This is a genomic window from Variovorax sp. GW821-FHT10D07, from assembly GCF_059415325.1.
Genome location: NZ_JBWKMZ010000005.1, coordinates 121,999 through 140,425, shown reverse-complemented (window position 1 = coordinate 140,425; position 18,427 = coordinate 121,999). Strand labels below are relative to the sequence as shown.

The window sequence follows — 18,427 nt, the reverse complement described above, 5'->3', positions numbered from 1 at the left end:
AGACATCAATGCGCACATCCCCCTTCCCCCTCTCGTTCAACGCCGCCGCGTCGGCCCTGGCCTGCTCGCTGGCCCTGCTGTCGGCCGGCGCCTCCGCCGCGCCCGTGAAGATCGGCGTGCTCGAGACGCTGTCGGGCCCGCAGGCCTCGTCGGGCCAGGCCTACCGCACGGCCGTGCGCTTCGCGATCGACCAGATCAACGCGGCCGGCGGCTGGAACGGCGAGCCGGTGCAGCTGCTCGAGTACGACAACCAGGGCGGCCCCGCGGGCGCGGCCGACAAGCTCAAGGCGGCCGCGGCCGACGGCGTGCAGCTGATCGTGCAGGGCGCCTCCTCGGCCATCGGCGGCCAGATCACCGAGGACATCCGCAAGTACAACCTGCGCAATCCCGGCAAGGAGATGATCTACATCAACGTGGGCGCCGAGGCGCTGGAGCTCACGGGCGAGAAGTGCAACTTCCACCACTTCCGCTTCAGCGGCGACGCGCAGATCCGCACCAAGGCCCTGGTCAGCGCGATGAAGCAGGCCAACGCACTCGGCACCCGCGTCTATGCGATCAACCAGAACTACTCCTGGGGCCAGGACATGGAGCGCGCCATCGTCGACAACGCATCGGCCGGCGGCTACCAGGTGGTGGAGAAGACCCTGCACGACGTCAACAAGGTGCAGGACTTCGCGCCCTACGTGGCGAAGATCAGCGCCGCCAAGGCCGACTCGGTGCTCACCGGCAACTGGTCGAACGACCTGCTGCTGCTGATGAAAGCCTCGAAGTCGGCCGGCCTCAAGGTGCGCTTCGGCACGGTGTTCCTCGATCAGCCCGGCAACATCGCGAACGCGGGCGATCTCGCGGTCGGCCATTTCGTGGCCCACACCTTCAACGCCGAAGCCGCCGGTGCCGAGGGCGAGCGCTTCGTGGCCGACTACAAGGCCAAGACCGGCCACGCGCCGGCCTTCATCGAGCCGCAGACCGTGTTCGGCATGGCGATGGTGGCCGATGCGCTCAAGCGCACCAAGCCCGAGAACGGCGCGCTCAACGTCAATGCGCTGGCCCGCGCGATCGAGACCGCGAAGATCAAGACCCCGATGGGCGAGATGAGCATGCGCGCGGCCGACCACCAGGCGCTGCTGCCGATGGTGGTGTCGACCGTGACCAAGGACGCGCGCTACAAGGCCGACGACACCGACATGGGCTTCAAGCCGGTGAAGCGCTTCACGGCCGAGGAAGCCTCGACGCCCGCGCAGTCGAGCTGCGCGATGAAGCGTCCGGGCTGAGCGCCCGCGCGCTCCTCTCCCCGGGGCCGCGCCGCGCGGCCCCGTTCCCTGAATCCCCTCCCCGGCGGGACGCGCGCGTCCCGCCGGCGCAGCCTCGGCTGCTCGCAAGGACACCCATGGACCAGCTCATCGTCTCGCTCATGAACGGCATCGTCTACGGACTGCTGCTGTTCATGGTGTCGGCCGGCCTCACGCTCATCTTCGGAATGATGGGCGTGCTCAATTTCGCGCATGCCTCGTTCTACATGCTGGGCGCCTACTTCGCCTACACGCTGCAGGGCACCATCGGCTTCTGGGCCGCCGTGATCGCCGCGCCGATCCTGGTCGGCCTGATCGGCGTGGTGGTCGAGCGCTTCTTCCTGCGCCGCGTGCACCACCACGGCCATGCGCACGAACTGCTGCTGACCTTCGGCCTGTCGTTCATCATCGCCGAGACCATCAAGCTGTTCTTCGGCAACTTCCCGGTCGACTACCGCATCCCGCCCACGCTCGACGTGCCGGCCTTCGCCATCGGCGGCGCGCAGTACCCGGCCTACCGCCTGCTGATGGGCGGCATCGCGATCGCGATGTTCGTGGCCATCTACCTGCTGCTCACGCGCACCCGCGTCGGCATCGTGGTGCGCTCTGCGATCTACAAGCCGCGCATGGCCGAGGCGCTGGGCCACAACGTGCCGCTGGTGTTCATGGGCGTGTTCGGCGTCGGCGCCGGCCTCGCGGGCCTGGCGGGCGCGGTGGCCGGTGCCTTCTACACCACCAACCCCAACATGGCGCTCGAGCTCGGCGTGATGGTGTTCGTGGTGGTGGTGGTCGGCGGCCTCGGTTCGCTGGGCGGCGCGATGCTGGCCTCGCTGCTGATCGGCGTCATCACCTCGCTGGCCGTGGGCATCGACCGCAGCCTGGCCGACCTGTTCGCGCTGGTCGGCGCTGGCGACTGGGCGCGCGGCGTCGGCGGGCTGATGACGCTCAAGCTCTCGAGCCTGTCGGCCACCATTCCGTTCGCGCTGATGCTGCTGATTCTGCTGGTGCGCCCGAGCGGGCTGATGGGCGAGAAGAACTGAGCGGGAGGGCCGAAACGATGAAGACCACCCTCTCCCTGCTCGCCGCCGGCGTCGCGCTGCTGCTGGCCCTGCCCTTCCTGCTGTCGCAGGGGCTGCTCAACGCGGCCATCCAGATGCTGATCGCCGCGCTGTTCGCCAGCGCCTACAACCTGCTGTGCGGCCAGGCCGGCATGCTGTCCTTCGGCCATGCGGCCTACTTCGGCGTCGGCGCCTTCGGCACCGTGCATGCGATGAACGCGCTCGGCGGAGCCGGCCTGCTGCCCACCCCACTGATGCCGCTGGCCGGCGCGGTCTGCGGCCTGGCCATCGGCGGCATCGCGGGCTGGTTCGCCACCCAGCGCAGCGGCACCTACTTCGCGATGATCACGCTGGCCATCGCCGAGCTGATCCATTCGCTGGCGCCGCACCTCAAGGGCCTGTTCGGCGGCGAGGCCGGCGTGTCGACCATGCGCATGCCCGCCTGGGGCTTCGGCTTCGGCACGACCACCGAGGTCTACTACCTCACGCTGGGCTGGGTGCTGCTGTCGCTCGCGCTGCTCTACCTCTACACCCGCACGCCGCTGGGCCGGCTGACCTGCGGCCTGCGCGAGAACAGCCACCGGCTGCGCTTCCTCGGCTACAACGTGCACGGCCTCGGCGTGCTGGTGTTCGCGGTCTCGGCCATGTTCTCGGGCATCGCGGGCGGGCTGCAGGTGGTGTCGAACGAATCGGCGAACTACGTGGTGTTCGATCCCGCGCTGTCGGCCGCGGTGGTGCTCAACACCTACATCGGCGGCGTGCAGGTGTTCCTGGGCCCGGCGCTGGGCGCCGCGCTCATGACCTTCTTCGGCTACGCCGTGTCGGACCTCACGCGCTCGTGGCTGCTCTACCAGGGCATCCTGTTCGTGCTGGTGATGATGTTCATGCCGGCCGGCCTCGCGGGCCTGGTGGGCACCACCGCGCGGCTGCGCCAGCGCTTCGGCTTGGCCCCGCTGCTGCCGGTGGCGGCGCTGTCGATCGGCGCGGCGCTGCTGCTGAGCTTCGGCGGCGCCTTCGCGATCGAGATGCTGCAGCGCGCCTTCTCGCAGGACTACCGCTCGCTCGCCAACCTGCAACCGGGTGGCGGCTGGCCGCCGATCCAGTTCCTGGGTCGCGCCTGGCTGCCGCTGTCGTTCGCGACCTGGGCCGTGCCGCTCGCGCTGCTCGCCGTCGGCGGGCTGCTCGCGCGCTTCGCGCGGCAACGGCTGCGAACCCTGGCCCAGCGCGAAGCCGACGGCCCCACCGCGGCGCAGGCCGCGCCCCTCACCGAGCGCACCGGAGGCGCCGCATGAACGACCCGATCCTGAGCATCCGCGGCCTGCGCAAGTCCTTCGGCCCCACCGAGATCATGCGCGGCGTCGACCTCGACCTGCTGGGCGCCGAGCGCCATGCGCTGATCGGCCCCAATGGCGCGGGCAAGTCCACGCTGTTCCACCTGATCTCGGGCCAGCTCGCGCCGACGGCCGGCAGCATCCACTTCGACGGCCAGTCGATCGCCGGGCGCACGCCGCAGGCCATCAACCGGCTCGGGCTCGCGCGCTCGTTCCAGATCACCAACATCTTTCCCAAGCTCACCGTGTTCGAGAACATCCGCCTCGCGGTCATGCGCCGCCATGGGCTGCAGTACGTCTTCTGGCGCTTCATCGACCGCGACCGCGCCATCCGCGAGGAGACCGAGCGGCTGCTCGAGCTGGTGCGCCTGCAGGCGCGCGCCGCGACGATCGCGGGCGAGATGGCCTATTCGGAACAGCGCTCGCTCGAGATCGCGATGACGCTGGCCTCCGACCCCAAGGTGATCCTGCTCGACGAGCCGATGGCCGGCATGTCGACCGAGGAGACGCACTACACGGCCGAGCTGATCCGCGAGGTCACGAAGGGCCGCGCGCTGATGATCGTGGAGCACGACATGGACGTGGTGTTCTCGCTGAGCGACCGCATCAGCGTGCTGGTCTACGGCCAGGTGATCGCCACCGGCACGCCGCAGGAGATCCGCGCCAATGCCAGCGTGAAAGAGGCCTACCTCGGCGAGGAGGTGGCGGCATGAACACCGGCGACACGCTGCTGAGCGTCGAGGACCTCCACGTCCACTACGGCAAGAGCCACGTGCTGCATGGCGTCGACCTGCGCGTCGGACGCAACGAGGTCATCAGCCTGCTCGGACGCAACGGCTCGGGCCGCTCCACCACCATGAAGGCCATCATGGGCCTGGTGCCGCCATCCGCGGGCAGCATCCGGCTGCGCGAGCGCGAACTGGCCGGCGCGCGGCCCTATGCCGTGTGCCGCGCCGGCATCGGCTACGTGCCCGAGGAGCGCGAGGTGTTCGCCAACCTCACGGTCGACGAGAACCTGCGCATGGGCGAGCAGCGTGCCGTGCCCGGCGCGCACCGCTGGACCGTCGAGCAGATGTTCGACTACTTCCCGCGTCTCAAGGAGCGCCGCAACACCAAGGCCGGCAGCATGTCGGGCGGCGAGCAGCAGATGCTGACCATGTGCCGCTCGCTGCTGGGCAATCCGCTCCTGATGCTGATCGACGAGCCCACCGAGGGCCTGGCGCCCAAGATCGTGGCCCAAGTCGGCGAATGCATCGTCGACATGCACCGCAAGGGGCTGTCGGTGGTGCTGGTCGAGCAGAAGCTCGCGATCGCGCTCAAGGTCTCGACCCGGGTCTGCGTGATGGGCCACGGCCGCATCGTGTTCGAGGGCACGCCGCAGGCGCTCAAGGCCGACCAGCAACTCGTCTCGGAGTGGCTCGCGGTCTGACGCGGCGCCACCCATCCTTCATCCCTTCCACACATCCCATGGCAAGCACCCAAGACAAAGTCATCATTTCCTGCGCGGTCACCGGCTCGGTCCATACGCCGAGCATGTCCGAGCACCTGCCGCTCACGCCCGACCAGATCGCCGAGCAGGCGATAGCAGCGGCCGAGGCCGGCGCGGCCATCCTCCACCTGCATGCGCGCGATCCCGTCGATGGCCGCCCCTCGGCCGACCCCAAGGTCTTCGACCAGTTCGTGCCGCGCATCAAGGCCGCCACCGATGCGGTGATCAACATCACCACCGGCGGCAGCACGCGCATGACGCTGGCCGAGCGGCTGGCCTACCCGTTGCAGGCCAAGCCCGAGATGTGCTCGCTCAACATGGGCTCGATGAACTTCTCGATCCACACGGCGGCGCGGCGCATCCCGGAGTGGAAGCACGACTGGGAGCAGCCCTATGTCGAGGGCATGGAGGACCTGATCTTCCGCAACACCTTCCGCGACATCAAGCACATCCTGCAGGTGCTCGGCGAGGACTGCGGCACGCGCTTCGAATTCGAGTGCTACGACGTCGGCCATCTCTACAACCTCGCGCACTTCGTCGACGAGGGCCTCGTCAAGGGCCCGCTGTTCATCCAGAGCATCTACGGCATCCTCGGCGGCCTCGGGCCCGATCCCGAGAACCTCGTGACCATGCGCGCCACCGCCGACCGGCTGTTCGGCCGCGACGGCTACCGCTTCTCGATCCTCGGCGCGGGCCGCCACCAGATGCCGCTCTTGACCATGGGCGCGGTGATGGGCGGCAACGTGCGCGTGGGCCTCGAGGACAGCCTCTACCTCGCCCGCGGCCAGCTCGCGAAGTCCTGCGCCGAGCAGGTGCGCAAGATCCGCCGGATCCTCGAGGAGCTCTCGCTCGAGATCGCGAGCCCCGACGAGGCGCGCGCGATGCTGGGCCTCAAGGGCAGGGACGCGGTCGCGTTCTGAGCCCCGCTCCTCTTTTTTTCTTCATTCATCGGGAACAGCAATGAACAAGACACTGGACGGCCGCGTGGCCATCGTCACCGGCGCGGGCAGCGGCCTCGGCCGCGCCCATGCGCTGGCGCTCGCACGCCACGGTGCGCGCGTGGTGGTCAACGACGTGGCCGGCGCGCATGAAGGATCGCCGGGCCGCGCCGTGGCCGACGAGATCGTGCGCGCGGGCGGCAGCGCCATCGCGGACGGCGGCGACGTCACCGACTTCGCGGCCATGGAGACGATGGCCGCGCGCGCCGTGGCCGAATGGGGCCGCGTCGACATCCTCGTCAACAACGCCGGCGTGCTGCGCGACAGGAGCTTCTCGAAGATGACGCTCGAGGACTTCCGCCGCGTGATGGACGTGCACCTGATGGGCAGCGTACATGCCGTGAAGGCCGTGTGGGAGACCATGCGCGCGCAGCGCTATGGCCGCATCGTGATGACCACCTCTTCCTCGGGCCTGTACGGCAACTTCGGCCAGTCGAACTACAGCGCGGCCAAGATGGCGCTGGTCGGCCTGATGCAGACCCTCGCGCTCGAGGGCGAGCGGCAGGACATCCGCGTGAACTGCCTCGCGCCCACCGCCGCCACCGCCATGACCGAGGGCGTACTGCCGCCCGAGGCGCTGGCGCGGCTGCAGCCCGACTACGTGAGCCCCGGGCTGGTCGCGCTGGTGGGCGAGAACGCGCCCACGCGCACCATCCTGCTCGCGGGCGCGGGCAGCTTCGAGAGCGCCCACCTCACGATGACGCGCGGCATCTTCATCGACGGCAGCGCCGACACCGCGGCCGAGGTCGCGGCGCGCATGGACGAGATCCGCGACCGCGCCGACGAGCGCGTGCCGGGCACGGGCTTCGAGCAGTACCAGTGGGAGCTTTCGAAGGCCGGCTTCGAGGTACCGCTGCCGCACTGAAGGCCGCCGCTCAGGGTTTACGCGGCATGGGCCGCGCACACAGGAACGCGGCCTGCTGTGTCCGGCCCGCACATTGGATTCGGGACCCGCGCGCGAGAGACTGTGCCGCGTCCCAACACCAACGACATCGGAGACCCATGACATCCAGCCATCGCGACATCGTCCTGGCCGTCGCCGCCTGCATCGCCGTCAGCGCCACGCTCGTGGGCTGCGGCGGAGGCGGTGGCGGCAACGGCTTCCTGCTGCCCATCTCGGGCAACCCGCCGCCCGCGCCGCCGCCCCCACCCCCCGCTCCGCCGCCATCGAGCGCCGCGCTGAGCTGCGAGCAGCTGCCGGGCTTGAGCGTGCCGGCCGCGGCCATCGGCCTGCCGACCTCGGGCGCCACCGTCACGGCCACCAAGACCGTGCCGGCCGCCGGCACCGGCGTGGCCGCGCTGCCCGAGTACTGCGAGGTGTCGGGCAAGATTTCGCCGGTCGACGCCAGCGCGCCCGACATCCGCTTCACCGTGGCCCTGCCCACGAGCTGGAACCGCAAGGTCGTGATGTTCGGCGGCGGCGGCTTCAACGGCAGCATTCCCAGCGTCAAGGGCAACGTGCCCAACGGCCCGGTCGACCAGCCCGTGCCGCTGGCCCGCGGCTATGCCACCTTCGCGAGCGACTCGGGCCACCAGGCCAATGCGCTCGGCTCGCAGGACGGCCGCTTCGGCCTCAGCGACGAGGCCGTGCGCAACTTCGGCGGCGATGCGCTCAAGAAGACGCACGACGCCGCGCTCGCGATCGTCCAGGCACGCTACGCGGCCAGCCCCTCGAAGTCCTACTTCGCGGGTGGCTCCACCGGCGGGCGCGAGGCCGTCACCGCCATCCAGCGCTGGCCCGCCGACTGGGACGGCGCGATCGCCTGGTACCCGGCCTGGAACGACGCCGCCGCGCTGCTCGGCGGCCACCGCATGAGCCGCGCCCTGGCGCAGCCCGGCGCCTACCCCAACGCCGCCAAGCGCGAGCTGCTCTACAACGCCGCCATGGAGGCCTGCGACGCGCTCGACGGCGTGGCCGACGGCCTGATCAGCAACCAGACCCTGTGCAACGCGCGCTTCGATCCGGCCACCGCCATGCTCAAGGGCGCGCCCGTGCGCTGCGCGGGCGGCGCCGACACCGGCAACAGCTGCCTGTCGGATGCGCAGATCGCGGCCATGAAGAGCATCAACACCGCGACCAACTTCCGCTTCGCGCTGGCCAGCGGCGAGACCCAGTACCCGGGCTACAACATCTGGGGCGCCGATCCCGGCATCAGCACCTGGACCTCGCCGCTCGAGCCCACCGTGACTTTCCTGGCCTTCGGCAGCACGCAGCCCACGCGGCCGATGCCGGCCAACGCGCCCTACATCAGCGTGCTGACCGACCAGTGGATCAAGTACTCGGTGACGCGCGACGCGAATTTCGATTCGCTCTCGCTCGACCCCGAGGACCCGGGCCCCTGGGCCAGCCGCATCAGCGCGCTGAGCACCCAGCTCGACGCCAGCACCGACATCTCGGCCTTCAAGGCCCGCGGCGGCAAGCTGCTGCTCGCCCACGGCCTCGCCGACGTGCTCGTGAGCACGCGCGCCACCGAGCAGTACTACCAGCGCCTGCAGTCGCGCTGGGGCCCGTCGGAGGTCGACGGCTTCGTGCGCTACTACGAGGTCGCGGGCCTGGGCCATGCGGTCAGCAGCGTGTTCAACGCCACCTGGGACTCGCTCACCGCGCTCGAGGGCTGGGTCGAGAAGGGCACCGCGCCGAGCAACCAGGTCACGACCGACACCGCCGGCGTGCCGGGCCGCACGCGGCCGCTGTGCGACTACCCGAAGTGGCCGCAGTACAAGGGGTCGGGGGACGTCAATCTGGCGGGGTCGTTCCAGTGCGTGAATTGAGGCGCTGAGGCTCCAAAAGGAAATGGCCCGATGTCGGGCCATTTCTGCGTGGAAGCGGTGGTCGGCTTCAGTAGATGCTCATGATCGAGAACGCATACAGGTCGCCGCAAAGAACGCCCTGGCATTGCGCGGAAGCCGAGTAGATGACCTTCTGCACCGGCTCCGACGAACCCGGGCCCGTGACCCTGTCGGTCCCCGAGGCGTAGTTGTCGATGAAGAAAGCCCTGCCGCGGCTCGCGTTGTCCTTCAACTGGGCCAGGAATGCCGACGCATCGGCGGGGCGATCGACGATCCAGTAGGTGAATTTCGGCGTCTGCGCCTTGTCCTTCACGTAGAAGGCCTTCGCCTCGCCGCTCTTCAGGAAGGCGATGAAGTTGAACCTGTATCCCCTCGCGCCCTGCGCATTCAACTGCGCGATGAAGTCGGCGTCCTTTCCAGCCCTCGGCAGCATCTCGTACTGGAAGGCACCGTTGCCGGCATTCTCATACACGCTCTGGATGTTGAAGCGGCCGTCCGGCAGCGGTGCGAAATGCACTTGCCCGACGTATCGATTGCCCTGCGCGCCCTTCGCGTTGAGCTGCGCCAGGAAGCCATCCAGGCTCACCGGATCGTTGTTGGGATCGGTATTGGAATTGTTCCTTCGCAAGCTCGTTTCCAGCGTGTAGCTGTACCAGGCGCTCACCGCGCTGTTGCGCACCACCGCCCCGTCGTTGAGCAGCTTGAAGCCATGGGCGCCCCTGGCATTGATCTGCGTGAGGTAGTCGTCCTGCGACAGCCCCACATCCAGGAATTCGTAGATGTATTTGTCCGTCGCCTTGGTGTCCTTCGACAGCACATGCCTCGGGTCGTTCTTGAAGTTGGGCGAGGTGACCCAGCGGAATCCCTTGCTTCCTTCCGCATTCAGCGCGGCGAGCAGCTTCACCGGATCGAATTCGTTGGTCAGCAGCTCGAAGTCCAGCGACAGGGCCGGCAGAACGGGATCCTGGGGCACCGGGTCGGGATTGGCTGCCGGTGGCGGCGTGACCGCGATCGGCGCGATCGGGAAACCGCCGCCTCCTCCACCACCGCCGCCGCCTCCACATGCGGTCAACGTGGCAAGCAGCGCGATGCCTAGCGCGCGGTACGTGTTGTTCCTCATCCTCTTCTCCTCTTGGTTGTTTTGCAAAGTGCTTTGGGGGGCATCCCCGGGGTCGCATCAACCCCGAGGGACGCACTGCGCGTCAGACAGACAGCTCCGCGAACGCGCTTCGGGAAGCGTCAGGACGGGCGCTTGTTACTTGAACCGAGCCGCAAATATCGGCCCGTTGCCACGGTTTTCCACAGGCTCCATCCAGGTCGCTGCAATGGAGCCATCCGCTTGCACATCCAGCGAGGTGGTTGCCGCTGCTGCGGCTCCCGTGGCGCCTACGCGAACGGTGGCGCGCCATCCTTCACCGGCCACGTAGCGCCTGGCGAACGTGCCCTCCTCTGCTCCGCCGCTACCCGATTTGTAAACGCCCCACAGCGCCATCAAGTTGCCATTGCGGTCTGCCACCAGGCTGGGGAAGCGATTCTGAAAATAGGTGCCATTCGCCGTACTGACGGTCGTGGTCGCCTCCCAACCCACGCCGGGCGTATACCGGCGATGAACGAGATCGCTGCGGTAGTTGGAAACGTCTTGCTGCTGCCAGATTGCATGGAAGTTGCCCGCACCGTCGACTGTCAGCACCTGATTCATGGCATCGCCCACATCGTCGTTCTCCAGCAGGGCCGGCGAAGTCCAACTGCCGCCCGGTGTTGCGAGAGCGCTCCACCACAGGTCGAAGCGATACCACGTGCCCGAGGGAACAAAAGCGTTCCACAGCGCCATCACCTGACCCGAGCCGGAAACGGCGAGCCTCGGAGCGTAGGGATCGCCCCGTCGAGCAGCACCCAGCGAAACCGCAGGCTGCCAGCCGCTGCCGACTTGATAGCGCGCGACCCAGACCGGCGATTCGCTGGCCCTTTGAACCCACAGCACATAGGCATTGCCTGCGGCATCCACGGCCACCTGCGGCTGCTCGGCCTGATCGTAGATGCCGATGTTGGCCGAACTGCCCACTCTGACCGGTGCCTGCCAACCGCCGGCCGGCGTGAAGCGGGAGGCCCAGATATCCGAATTGCCGTATTCCGTTTCCCCCTTGCCCCAGACAGCAAAGGCATTTCCTTCGGTGTCGATCGCGAGCGACGCGCCAAAGCCTGTGTTGCGAGTGCGGTCCAGTCGTATCGGCGCTTGCCATCCGGTTCCTTTCACGAAGCGTGATGACCACACCTCAGCGCCTGTTTGATCCAATTGCATCCAGATGGCCAAGCCATTGCCTTGGCTGTCGAAGCGGATCTGCGGAACCAGGGCCTGGTAATTTCCGGGCGTGCTCAATCTGCTGGAATCACCCCAATCACCACTCGCGTTCTGCACCGCAGTGCGGATCTGGAAAGCACCTGCGACCTGGCTAGCCCAGATCGCCACCGTATTTCCTTGACCATCCTGGACCGCAACGAGATTGCCAGGGTTGGTCGTCGCCGCTTCAAGCTCATGCGGGGCGTCCCAACTCCCATCGGCCGTCCGAAACGACCAGGACTTCTCCGCGGCCAGGCTGTTGCCCGCCAGGTCCTTCAGGCCCGTCCCCGCCGTCACCGTGTAATTGGCCAACAGGTCCAGCGCCTTCGTCGGAGCGAAGGAAATCTTGTTTTTCGTGGCGTCGTAATTCAACGAGCCTGGAACTGCAACCCCCAAACGGGTAATGCGCAGATTGCTGTCGGTCACCGTCGTTGCCAGCAAGGCTTCGCTCAAGGTGGCCGATATCTCGGTGTTGCGGGGAACGTCGGTACTGGTCGTGGGATTGAAAGCCACGACGCTTGGCGGTGTCGTGTCGGCTGCAGGCGCCGGTGCGGGCGCGGGTGCCGGGGAAGGTGCCGGTGCAGGTGCCGGGAATGGCGGAAAAGCCCCGCCGCCTCCGCCACCACCACCGCCGCAGGCAGAAAGCAACGTCGCCACGCAGGCGATCGCCAATGACTTCTTCAACATGAAGGCTCCTCTTTTTTAATTCGAAAACCGCGCCTCCCTCTCCGGAGCGCGTCGCGAATGGTAATCGCGTAAGTCCACGTCATTAATCCGATGTGTGCAGATCAGCGGATTTTTCTTATCTATTGCAAGCCGCCTGTTTGCAATAAACAACCAAATGGCGGCCGAGCGGCAAACCCGGATTGACGTTGCCCGGGCGGCGAGGTCTGGGTCGACGCGCGATTCAGCCCGGCCGCTTGAAGCACTCCCGCGCCGCCTCCACCGCCGCGCGGCAGGCGCAACCCTCGATGTGGTCGTTGACCAGCCCCATCGCCTGCATGAGCGCATAGAGCGTGGTCGGGCCGACATAGGTCCAGCCGCGCTGCTTCAATTCCTTCGACATGCGTTCCGACGCCGGCGTGGTCGGGTTGGCGCGGTAGTAGGCGATGTCGACCACGGCCGGCCGATCCTTCGGCGCGGGCTCGAAGCGCCAGAACCATGCCCCCAGCGAGCCGGCCTCGGCGATCAGTTCCTGCGCGCGCTTCGCGTTGTTGATCGCCGAGACGATCTTCGCGCGGTTGCGCACGATGCCGGCATCGGCCATCAGCCGCTCGATGTCCTTCTCGCCGAAGGCCGCCACCTTGTCGATCTCGAAGTCGGCGAAGGCCGCGCGAAAGGCCTCGCGCTTGCGCAGGATGGTGATCCAGGCCATGCCCGACTGGAAACCCTCGAGGCAGATCTTCTCGAACAGCGCGCGATCGTCGCCGACCGGGCGGCCCCACTCGTGGGCGTGGTAATCGGGCATCTGCGGGTGCCAGGCGCAATGGCGCTGGCCGTCGGCGGACTGGATCAGGCCGTCGTCGGCGGCGGGGGAGGCATCGGGTGCGAGGTCCATGGGGGTGGCATTGTCGCGAAGTGCGCTCGCGCGTGCCTCGCCGGTTCCGGTCTTTCTATTCACCCCGGCTCGCGCGCCACCGTTCGGCCACGTCGCGCATCGCCCACGCACCCACCGAGGCCATGAAGCCATCGGCCGCACGCAACTGATCCGCCGCGATCCATTCGTCGGGCTGATGCGCCTGCGCGATGAAGCCCGGCCCGCACACCACCGTCGGAATGCCGGCCTGCTGGAAGAAGCCCGCCTCGGTGCCGAAGGGCAATTCGGCTTCGGGCCACAGCGCGCCGAGCGTGCGCGCGATCGAGACCGCTGGCTCGTTGCCCCGCGCCGACAACGCGGGCACGCCCGCGACCTGCTCGGCCTCGACCTTCACGCCCGCGGGCAGGGCCGCGAGGATGCGGTGCACCGCAGTGCGCACGCGCTCGGCCGCGGCTTCGTCCTCGGGGCGGAATTCCCACAGCACCTCGCAGCAACCGGGCACGATGTTGATCGCGCTGCCGCCATCGATGCGCCCGACATTGAGCGTGGCCCGCTGCCCTTGCCGATCGAGGCTGCGGCGCAGCCGCGCCAGACGCGTGACCAGATGCGCCGCGGGTTCGATCGCGCTGGCGCCGAGCGAGGGATCGCTCGAATGCGCGGCCAGCCCGCTGAACAGCGCGCGATGGCCGAAGAAGCCGCGGTGCCGCACGCCGATGCTCATGCCGGTGGGCTCGCCGACGATCGCGAGCGCGGGCGCCTGCACGCGCGCCTTGAGGCTGTCGACGAGGCGCGGCACGCCGAGGCAGCCGATCTCCTCGTCGTACGAGAACGCGAGATGGATCGGGCGCTTCAACCTGTCGCGCTGCCATGCGGGCACGGCCGACAGGCAGGCCGCGATGAAGCCCTTCATGTCCGCCGCACCACGGCCATGGAAGCGGCCCTCGCGCTCGACCAGCGCGAAGGGCTCGGAGCGCCACGACTGTCCCGCCACCGGCACCACGTCGCTGTGCCCCGACAACACCATGCCGCCCGCCGCATCGGGACCGATGCGCGCGAGCAGGTTGGCCTTGCGGCCATCGTCGCTGCGCACGAGGTGCACATCCGCGCCGTGGGCCGCGAGGTAGTCGGCCACCCAGTCGATCAGGTCGAGGTTGGAGCGCTGCGAGGTGGTGTCGAAGGCGACCAGCGCGCGCAGGATCTCGACCGTGGTCATGCCGGCCCTATCCGGCCAGGCCGATGCGGATGCGCCGGTTGTGCTGCCCCTTGTTCTCGATCTTCAGGATGCGCAGCGGCGCCGACTGCGAGGTCTTCGTCAGGTGGGTGCCGCCGCAGGCCTGCCGGTCGAGGCCCGCGATCTCGATGATGCGCGTCATGCCGTCGTCCTGGCGCGGCGGCGCGACCGAGCGGCTGCGCAGCAGGCCGGGCTCGCGCGCGAGTGCGGCCGCATCGAGGTACAGCACGTTGACCGGCAGGCCGTCGCCGATCAGCGTGTTGAGTTCGGGTTCGAGCGCGCGCAGCGCGTTGTTGTCGGCCGCGGGCAGGTCGAAGTCGATGCGCGCCGTGCCGTCGGCCGCCATCTGCACGCCGGTCACCAGCGAGCCCTCGAAGCGCTGGTAGACCAGCGCATTGAGGATGTGCAGGCCCGTGTGCAGCTGGCTCATCAGGAAGCGGAACGCGGGGTCGACGTTCGCAACGACACGCTCGCCGGACTCGGGAGCGATCTCGCCCTCGGCGAGGCAGTGCCAGGCGTTGGCGCCTTCCGTCTCGATGCGCTCCACACGCAATTCGCTGCCCTTCCATTGCAGCGTGCCGCGATCGCTCAGCTGGCCGCCACCGCCCGGATAGAAATACGAGCGGTCGAGCAGCACGGCGTTGGGGCGGCGCGCAATCACGCCGGCTTCGAAGTGCAGGCAATCGGGGTCTAGATGGCAGAGATAGGGTGACATCGGATCTTCGGTCTGACGGAGGGACTAGGAAAATCGCCGCGCGGTCACGATGCCGATCAGGATGATCGCGCCGCCGGCGAACTCGGTGAGGCTCAGGTACTCGTGGAACAGCCAGCCACCGAGCACCGTCGCGATCACGGGCTGCACCAGCAGCGTGATCGAGGACAGCGCCGCGGGCAGCTTGGCCAGCGCATAGGCGATCAGTCCTTGCCCGCCCACGTGCGACACCAGCGCCAGTGCGAGCAGCATCAGCACGCCATGCAACGTGTGCGGCAGCAGCGATTCGCCGCGCAGCAACGCGACCGGCAGCAGCAGGACCAGCGTGCCGAGGCTGCTCCAGGCCATCACGCTCATGGTGCGGTGGTTGGAGCGCACGAGGCTGACCGCGAGCAGGTAGCTGCCGTAGAACACCGCCGACAGCAGGCCCAGCAGATTGCCGGCCATGCGGCCCGAGCCGAAGTCGAGCCGGTGGCCGATCAGGAGGAAGGCGCCGGCCAGCGCGCACAGCATGCCGGCGAGAAAGCCGCGCTTGAATTTCTTGCCGAGGAAGAGCCGCGCCCCGAGCACCACGAAGATCGGCGCAAGGTTCGCGAGCAGGTTCGCATTGGCCAGCGTGGTCAGGGTCATCGACCAGTGGTAGAGCGCGAGGTTGCCCGAGAAGATGAAGCCGACCAGCACCAGCTTGACCGGAAACGCCGACGCGGCCCGGGGCGCCGGTTCGGCGCGCGCCGCCAGTGCATCGAGCAGGAAGAAGACCGGGATCGCGAGCGCCACGCGGTAGACCGCGCTGGCCGTGGGCTGCAGCTCGCTGTGGCGCAGGAACACGCCGCCCAACGCCAGCGCGGCCGCGCCGAGCAGCAGCGCGGCAAAGGAGAGGAACTGGCCGCGGGTGGCGGCGGGAAGCGCGAGGGTCGTGGTCATGGAGCGTGCCGTGGCGAAAAGGCCGAAGCCGTGGCACGCATCCTGGCCGGCGTTCGCGCCGGCGTATTGGCGAAAATTGCGGGAAGCGCTCAGCCCTTGCGGGCGTGCACGTACTGCAACGGCGTCATGCCGAAGGTGCGCTTGAAGTGCCGCGTGAGCGCGCTCTGGTCGTAGAAGCCGCTCGCGATCGCCGCATCGGTCAGCGGCCGGCCCGCCGCGAGATGGCCGATGGCGGCCCGGATCCGCAACTGCGTGAGGTACGCATGGGGCGTGAGGCCGATCGTGCGGTTGAAGGCGCCGATCAGCTGGAACGGCGTGAGGTCGGCAACGGCCGCCATCCGTTCGAGGTTCAGGTTCTCGGCATAGGCGTCGTGCAGCAGTTCGAGCACCGGCGCGAGCACGCGTGCGCCTCCGGGCATCGGCAGCGCGCGCTGCCCGGCAAGGGCATGGCGCTCGAACAGCGTGCCGAAGCCCTGCACGAACAACTCCTGCCGGCGCAGCGAATCACCGGGCAGGCCGTCGCCGTCGAAGGCATGGTGCAGCGCGAGGAAGCTGTCGACGAGCTGCGGATCATCGAGCGTGTTCGATGCGAAGTAGCGAGTCTGGTCCAGACCCAGCGAGTTCATCAGATGCCTGATGCACGCATCGGCCAGATAGAAGGAGCGATAGCGCCAGCGCTCGCTGCCCGCCATGCGCCCCGAATGCGGCTCGGCCGGATTGAAGACCAGCAGCGAGCGCGGCTGCGCGATGCCGGTGCGGCCCCGGCTCGTGAACTCGGAGCCACCTGCCTCGGTGACCGCGATCACGAAGGAGTAGTGCACATGCGGCGCGTACTCGTGGGTCCTGAAGTCCGCATGCAGCAGGTCCATGCCCGGCAGGTCGGGGGCATGCCAGTAGCGCGAGGTGTTCAGGGGATCGAGCTTGGCCATCTGCGCGAGATTCGATCACCTCCGGCGAAGAAAGTCGAGACGCGGGCCCATGTCCCGGCATCAGAAGCTGGCGTTGAGATTGAACCCCAGCGCCACCTTGGCGGTGCGATAGCCTTGCGGCTTGCGGATGGGCGCGCCGGCGAAGAAGTCGTAGCTCAGCCGGGCCCACTGGCCGCGCACGCCGACGACCGCGCCCGCCAGGCTGCGGCCCAGGAGATCGACGGTCGAGCGTCCGCCCACATGACCGTAGTCCATGCCCGCGTAGAGTTCAACGCCGCTCGGGCCGTCGCCCCAGGGGATGGCCCAGCCGATGTCATTGCGGATGAGCCAGCCGCGCTCGCCCATCAGGCTGGTCTCTCCGTCGAAACCGCGCACCGTGTAGCGCCCGCCGATCGCGAAGCGATCCTGCGGCGTCAGCGGCGTGCGATTCCATTGGGCGCGCACCAGGCCCGAATAGCGCAGCCTCTGTTCGCCGAGCTTGAACGGAGCGCTGAGGCCGATCTCGGCCGTGTAGAGCTTCAGCCGCGAAGTGCCTTCGCCGAACTCCTCCTCCGGCGCGGTGCGCGAGCCGAAGCCGCCGGTGCCGCGCTTGTAGGCCAGCGTACCGTCGAGTGTCGCCTCGCCGATGAACTCCTTGTGGTTCAGGCTGGCCTCCCAGCCGCCCACCACGCGGTGCTGCACCTCGACCTCGGTGGCGTCGACGAAGTTGCGCGACTCGCGACGCCAGCCCTTGATCGCCAGCGTGGTCTTGCGCTGCTGGTCGCGGTAGATCAGGCGCGAGAGCTTGATCTCGGCGTTGTTGGTCTTGCCGGCGTAGATGTAGTCCTGGCTCAGGCCGGCCACGGTCTGGTGGTACTGGCTGTTGGAGGCCGTGAAGGCCAGCATCCAATAGCCATGGGGCAGCGAGTAGTGCACCGTCTGGCCTTCGGTGCCGTAGCGCGGCTCCGAAAGGAAGTGGCCGTTGATGCTGTGGTTGGCGTTGAGGTAGAAGAGATCGTTGAGTCCCAGGGGGTTGTCCAGCGACAAGGTGACACCGGCCTGGTTGCGGCCCGTGGCCTCGGTGCCGCTGTCGTCGAGGTTGAAGCTCAGGCGCCATATCCTCGACTGGACGTACTTGACGACGAGGTCGCTGTCGCCGGGCTTGGCGTTGGGCGCGGTCGAAGGCTCGATCTGGATGTCGGCTTCGGCGGTAGGGGTGCGCTTGAGGTTCTCGAGCCCCTGCTCGATGTCGCGCAGATTCAGCAGTTCGCCGACGCGCGCGGGGATCGCGGTGGCCAGCAGGGCGCCCCCGCCGAGCAGAGTCGACGAGGAATCCGGTGTGAGGCGGATGGCGGCGATGCGGCCGGGCACGAGCGACAGCGTCAGGGTGCCGGTGGAAAGGTCTTGCGGCGCGGCCAGCACACGGCTGGTGACGAAGCCGCGCGCGATGACGGCCCGCTGCGCGCGCGCGAGCACGACGTTGACGCCGGCCGTGCCGAGGCAGCGGCCCAGCGGCGGGTCGTTGTCCTCGGGGCCGGACAGGTCGGCGATGGCCCACTGGAAGCGTTCGGACTGCTCGCCCGCCAGCAGCACACGATCGATGCGAAAGCACGGAGCCTCGGCCTCGGGGATGCGTTGCGTGGGCGCTGGAGGAGCCGCCTGCGAACGCTGGTCGACGCTGCGTTCGTTCTGCTCGCGCAGGGCGCGTTCACGCTCCTGCTGACGCTGCTGCTCGACGAAGGGTTGCGGCGTGGCAGCGAGCTGCGCGGAAGCGAGCAAGGGCAAGGTGGCGGCCACCGCCGCCGACAGATGCTTCTTCATG

17 protein-coding genes are annotated in these 18,427 nt (G+C 68.4%); 9 read left to right on the top strand and 8 right to left on the bottom strand.

Annotation, left to right across the window (positions count from 1 at the left end; genetic code table 11):
- Positions 1-8: 8 nt before the first annotated feature.
- The 8 genes from AC07PU_RS17520 (at position 9) to AC07PU_RS17485 (ending at position 8,937) form a co-directional block, all read left to right on the top strand.
- Entirely contained in the window at positions 9-1,271 is a 1,263-nt protein-coding gene (locus tag AC07PU_RS17520) for a branched-chain amino acid ABC transporter substrate-binding protein (protein WP_495319109.1), read from the top strand.
- 116 nt (positions 1,272-1,387) lie between these two features.
- Positions 1,388-2,329: a branched-chain amino acid ABC transporter permease gene (locus tag AC07PU_RS17515; RefSeq protein WP_208509039.1), complete on the top strand. Its 942-nt coding sequence runs from the start codon at positions 1,388-1,390 to the stop codon at positions 2,327-2,329.
- Positions 2,330-2,346: 17 nt separating this feature from the next.
- Complete coding sequence (locus AC07PU_RS17510) at positions 2,347-3,639, top strand: branched-chain amino acid ABC transporter permease (RefSeq protein ID WP_495319106.1); 1,293 nt, start codon at positions 2,347-2,349, stop codon at positions 3,637-3,639.
- Complete coding sequence (locus tag AC07PU_RS17505) at positions 3,636-4,391, top strand: ABC transporter ATP-binding protein (RefSeq protein ID WP_398492067.1); 756 nt, start codon at positions 3,636-3,638, stop codon at positions 4,389-4,391. Before AC07PU_RS17510 ends, AC07PU_RS17505 begins: the two co-directional genes overlap by 4 nt.
- Positions 4,388-5,107 (top strand): ABC transporter ATP-binding protein, encoded by a 720-nt coding sequence (locus AC07PU_RS17500; RefSeq protein WP_495319104.1) that lies wholly within the window; start codon positions 4,388-4,390, stop codon positions 5,105-5,107. Before AC07PU_RS17505 ends, AC07PU_RS17500 begins: the two co-directional genes overlap by 4 nt.
- 38 nt (positions 5,108-5,145) lie before the next feature.
- Positions 5,146-6,087 (top strand): 3,5-dioxohexanoate:acetyl-CoA acetone transferase, encoded by a 942-nt coding sequence (gene kce, locus AC07PU_RS17495; RefSeq protein ID WP_093339561.1) that lies wholly within the window; start codon positions 5,146-5,148, stop codon positions 6,085-6,087.
- Between the two features lie 40 nt (positions 6,088-6,127).
- Positions 6,128-7,030 carry an SDR family NAD(P)-dependent oxidoreductase gene (locus AC07PU_RS17490; RefSeq protein WP_495319101.1) on the top strand — a complete coding sequence of 301 codons (903 nt, stop codon included), beginning with the start codon at positions 6,128-6,130 and terminating at the stop codon, positions 7,028-7,030.
- Between the two features lie 137 nt (positions 7,031-7,167).
- Positions 7,168-8,937, top strand: a complete 1,770-nt coding sequence (locus AC07PU_RS17485) for a tannase/feruloyl esterase family alpha/beta hydrolase (protein ID WP_495319099.1) — start codon at positions 7,168-7,170, stop codon at positions 8,935-8,937.
- 67 nt (positions 8,938-9,004) lie between these two features.
- Here AC07PU_RS17485 and AC07PU_RS17480 read toward each other — a convergent pair whose 3' ends face one another.
- Complete coding sequence (locus AC07PU_RS17480) at positions 9,005-10,075, bottom strand: hypothetical protein (RefSeq protein WP_296776100.1); 1,071 nt, start codon at positions 10,073-10,075, stop codon at positions 9,005-9,007.
- 135 nt (positions 10,076-10,210) lie between these two features.
- Entirely contained in the window at positions 10,211-11,806 is a 1,596-nt protein-coding gene (locus tag AC07PU_RS17475) for an Ig-like domain-containing domain (RefSeq protein ID WP_495319416.1), read from the bottom strand.
- Between AC07PU_RS17475 and AC07PU_RS17470 the strand changes: the two genes are divergently transcribed.
- Entirely contained in the window at positions 11,697-11,999 is a 303-nt protein-coding gene (locus AC07PU_RS17470; protein ID WP_495319434.1) for a hypothetical protein, read from the top strand. The two genes, AC07PU_RS17475 and AC07PU_RS17470, sit on opposite strands and share 110 nt — an antisense overlap.
- A 201-nt stretch (positions 12,000-12,200) precedes the next feature.
- On the opposite strand, the gene AC07PU_RS17465 is transcribed toward AC07PU_RS17470, so the two are convergent.
- From AC07PU_RS17465 to AC07PU_RS17440, 6 genes are all read right to left on the bottom strand, one after another.
- On the bottom strand, positions 12,201-12,851 hold the full coding sequence (locus tag AC07PU_RS17465) for a DNA-3-methyladenine glycosylase I (RefSeq protein WP_495319097.1): 651 nt from the start codon (positions 12,849-12,851) through the stop codon (positions 12,201-12,203).
- Positions 12,852-12,906: 55 nt separating this feature from the next.
- On the bottom strand, positions 12,907-14,043 hold the full coding sequence (gene argE / locus AC07PU_RS17460; RefSeq protein WP_495319095.1) for an acetylornithine deacetylase: 1,137 nt from the start codon (positions 14,041-14,043) through the stop codon (positions 12,907-12,909).
- 7 nt (positions 14,044-14,050) lie between these two features.
- Positions 14,051-14,776 carry an alanyl-tRNA editing protein gene (locus AC07PU_RS17455; protein WP_495319093.1) on the bottom strand — a complete coding sequence of 242 codons (726 nt, stop codon included), beginning with the start codon at positions 14,774-14,776 and terminating at the stop codon, positions 14,051-14,053.
- Between the two features lie 24 nt (positions 14,777-14,800).
- On the bottom strand, positions 14,801-15,697 hold the full coding sequence (locus AC07PU_RS17450) for a DMT family transporter (RefSeq protein WP_495319091.1): 897 nt from the start codon (positions 15,695-15,697) through the stop codon (positions 14,801-14,803).
- Positions 15,698-15,786: 89 nt separating this feature from the next.
- Positions 15,787-16,626 carry an AraC family ligand binding domain-containing protein gene (locus tag AC07PU_RS17445; protein WP_495319089.1) on the bottom strand — a complete coding sequence of 280 codons (840 nt, stop codon included), beginning with the start codon at positions 16,624-16,626 and terminating at the stop codon, positions 15,787-15,789.
- Positions 16,627-16,686: 60 nt separating this feature from the next.
- On the bottom strand, positions 16,687-18,426 hold the full coding sequence (locus AC07PU_RS17440) for a ShlB/FhaC/HecB family hemolysin secretion/activation protein (protein ID WP_495319087.1): 1,740 nt from the start codon (positions 18,424-18,426) through the stop codon (positions 16,687-16,689).
- Position 18,427 lies beyond the last annotated feature (1 nt).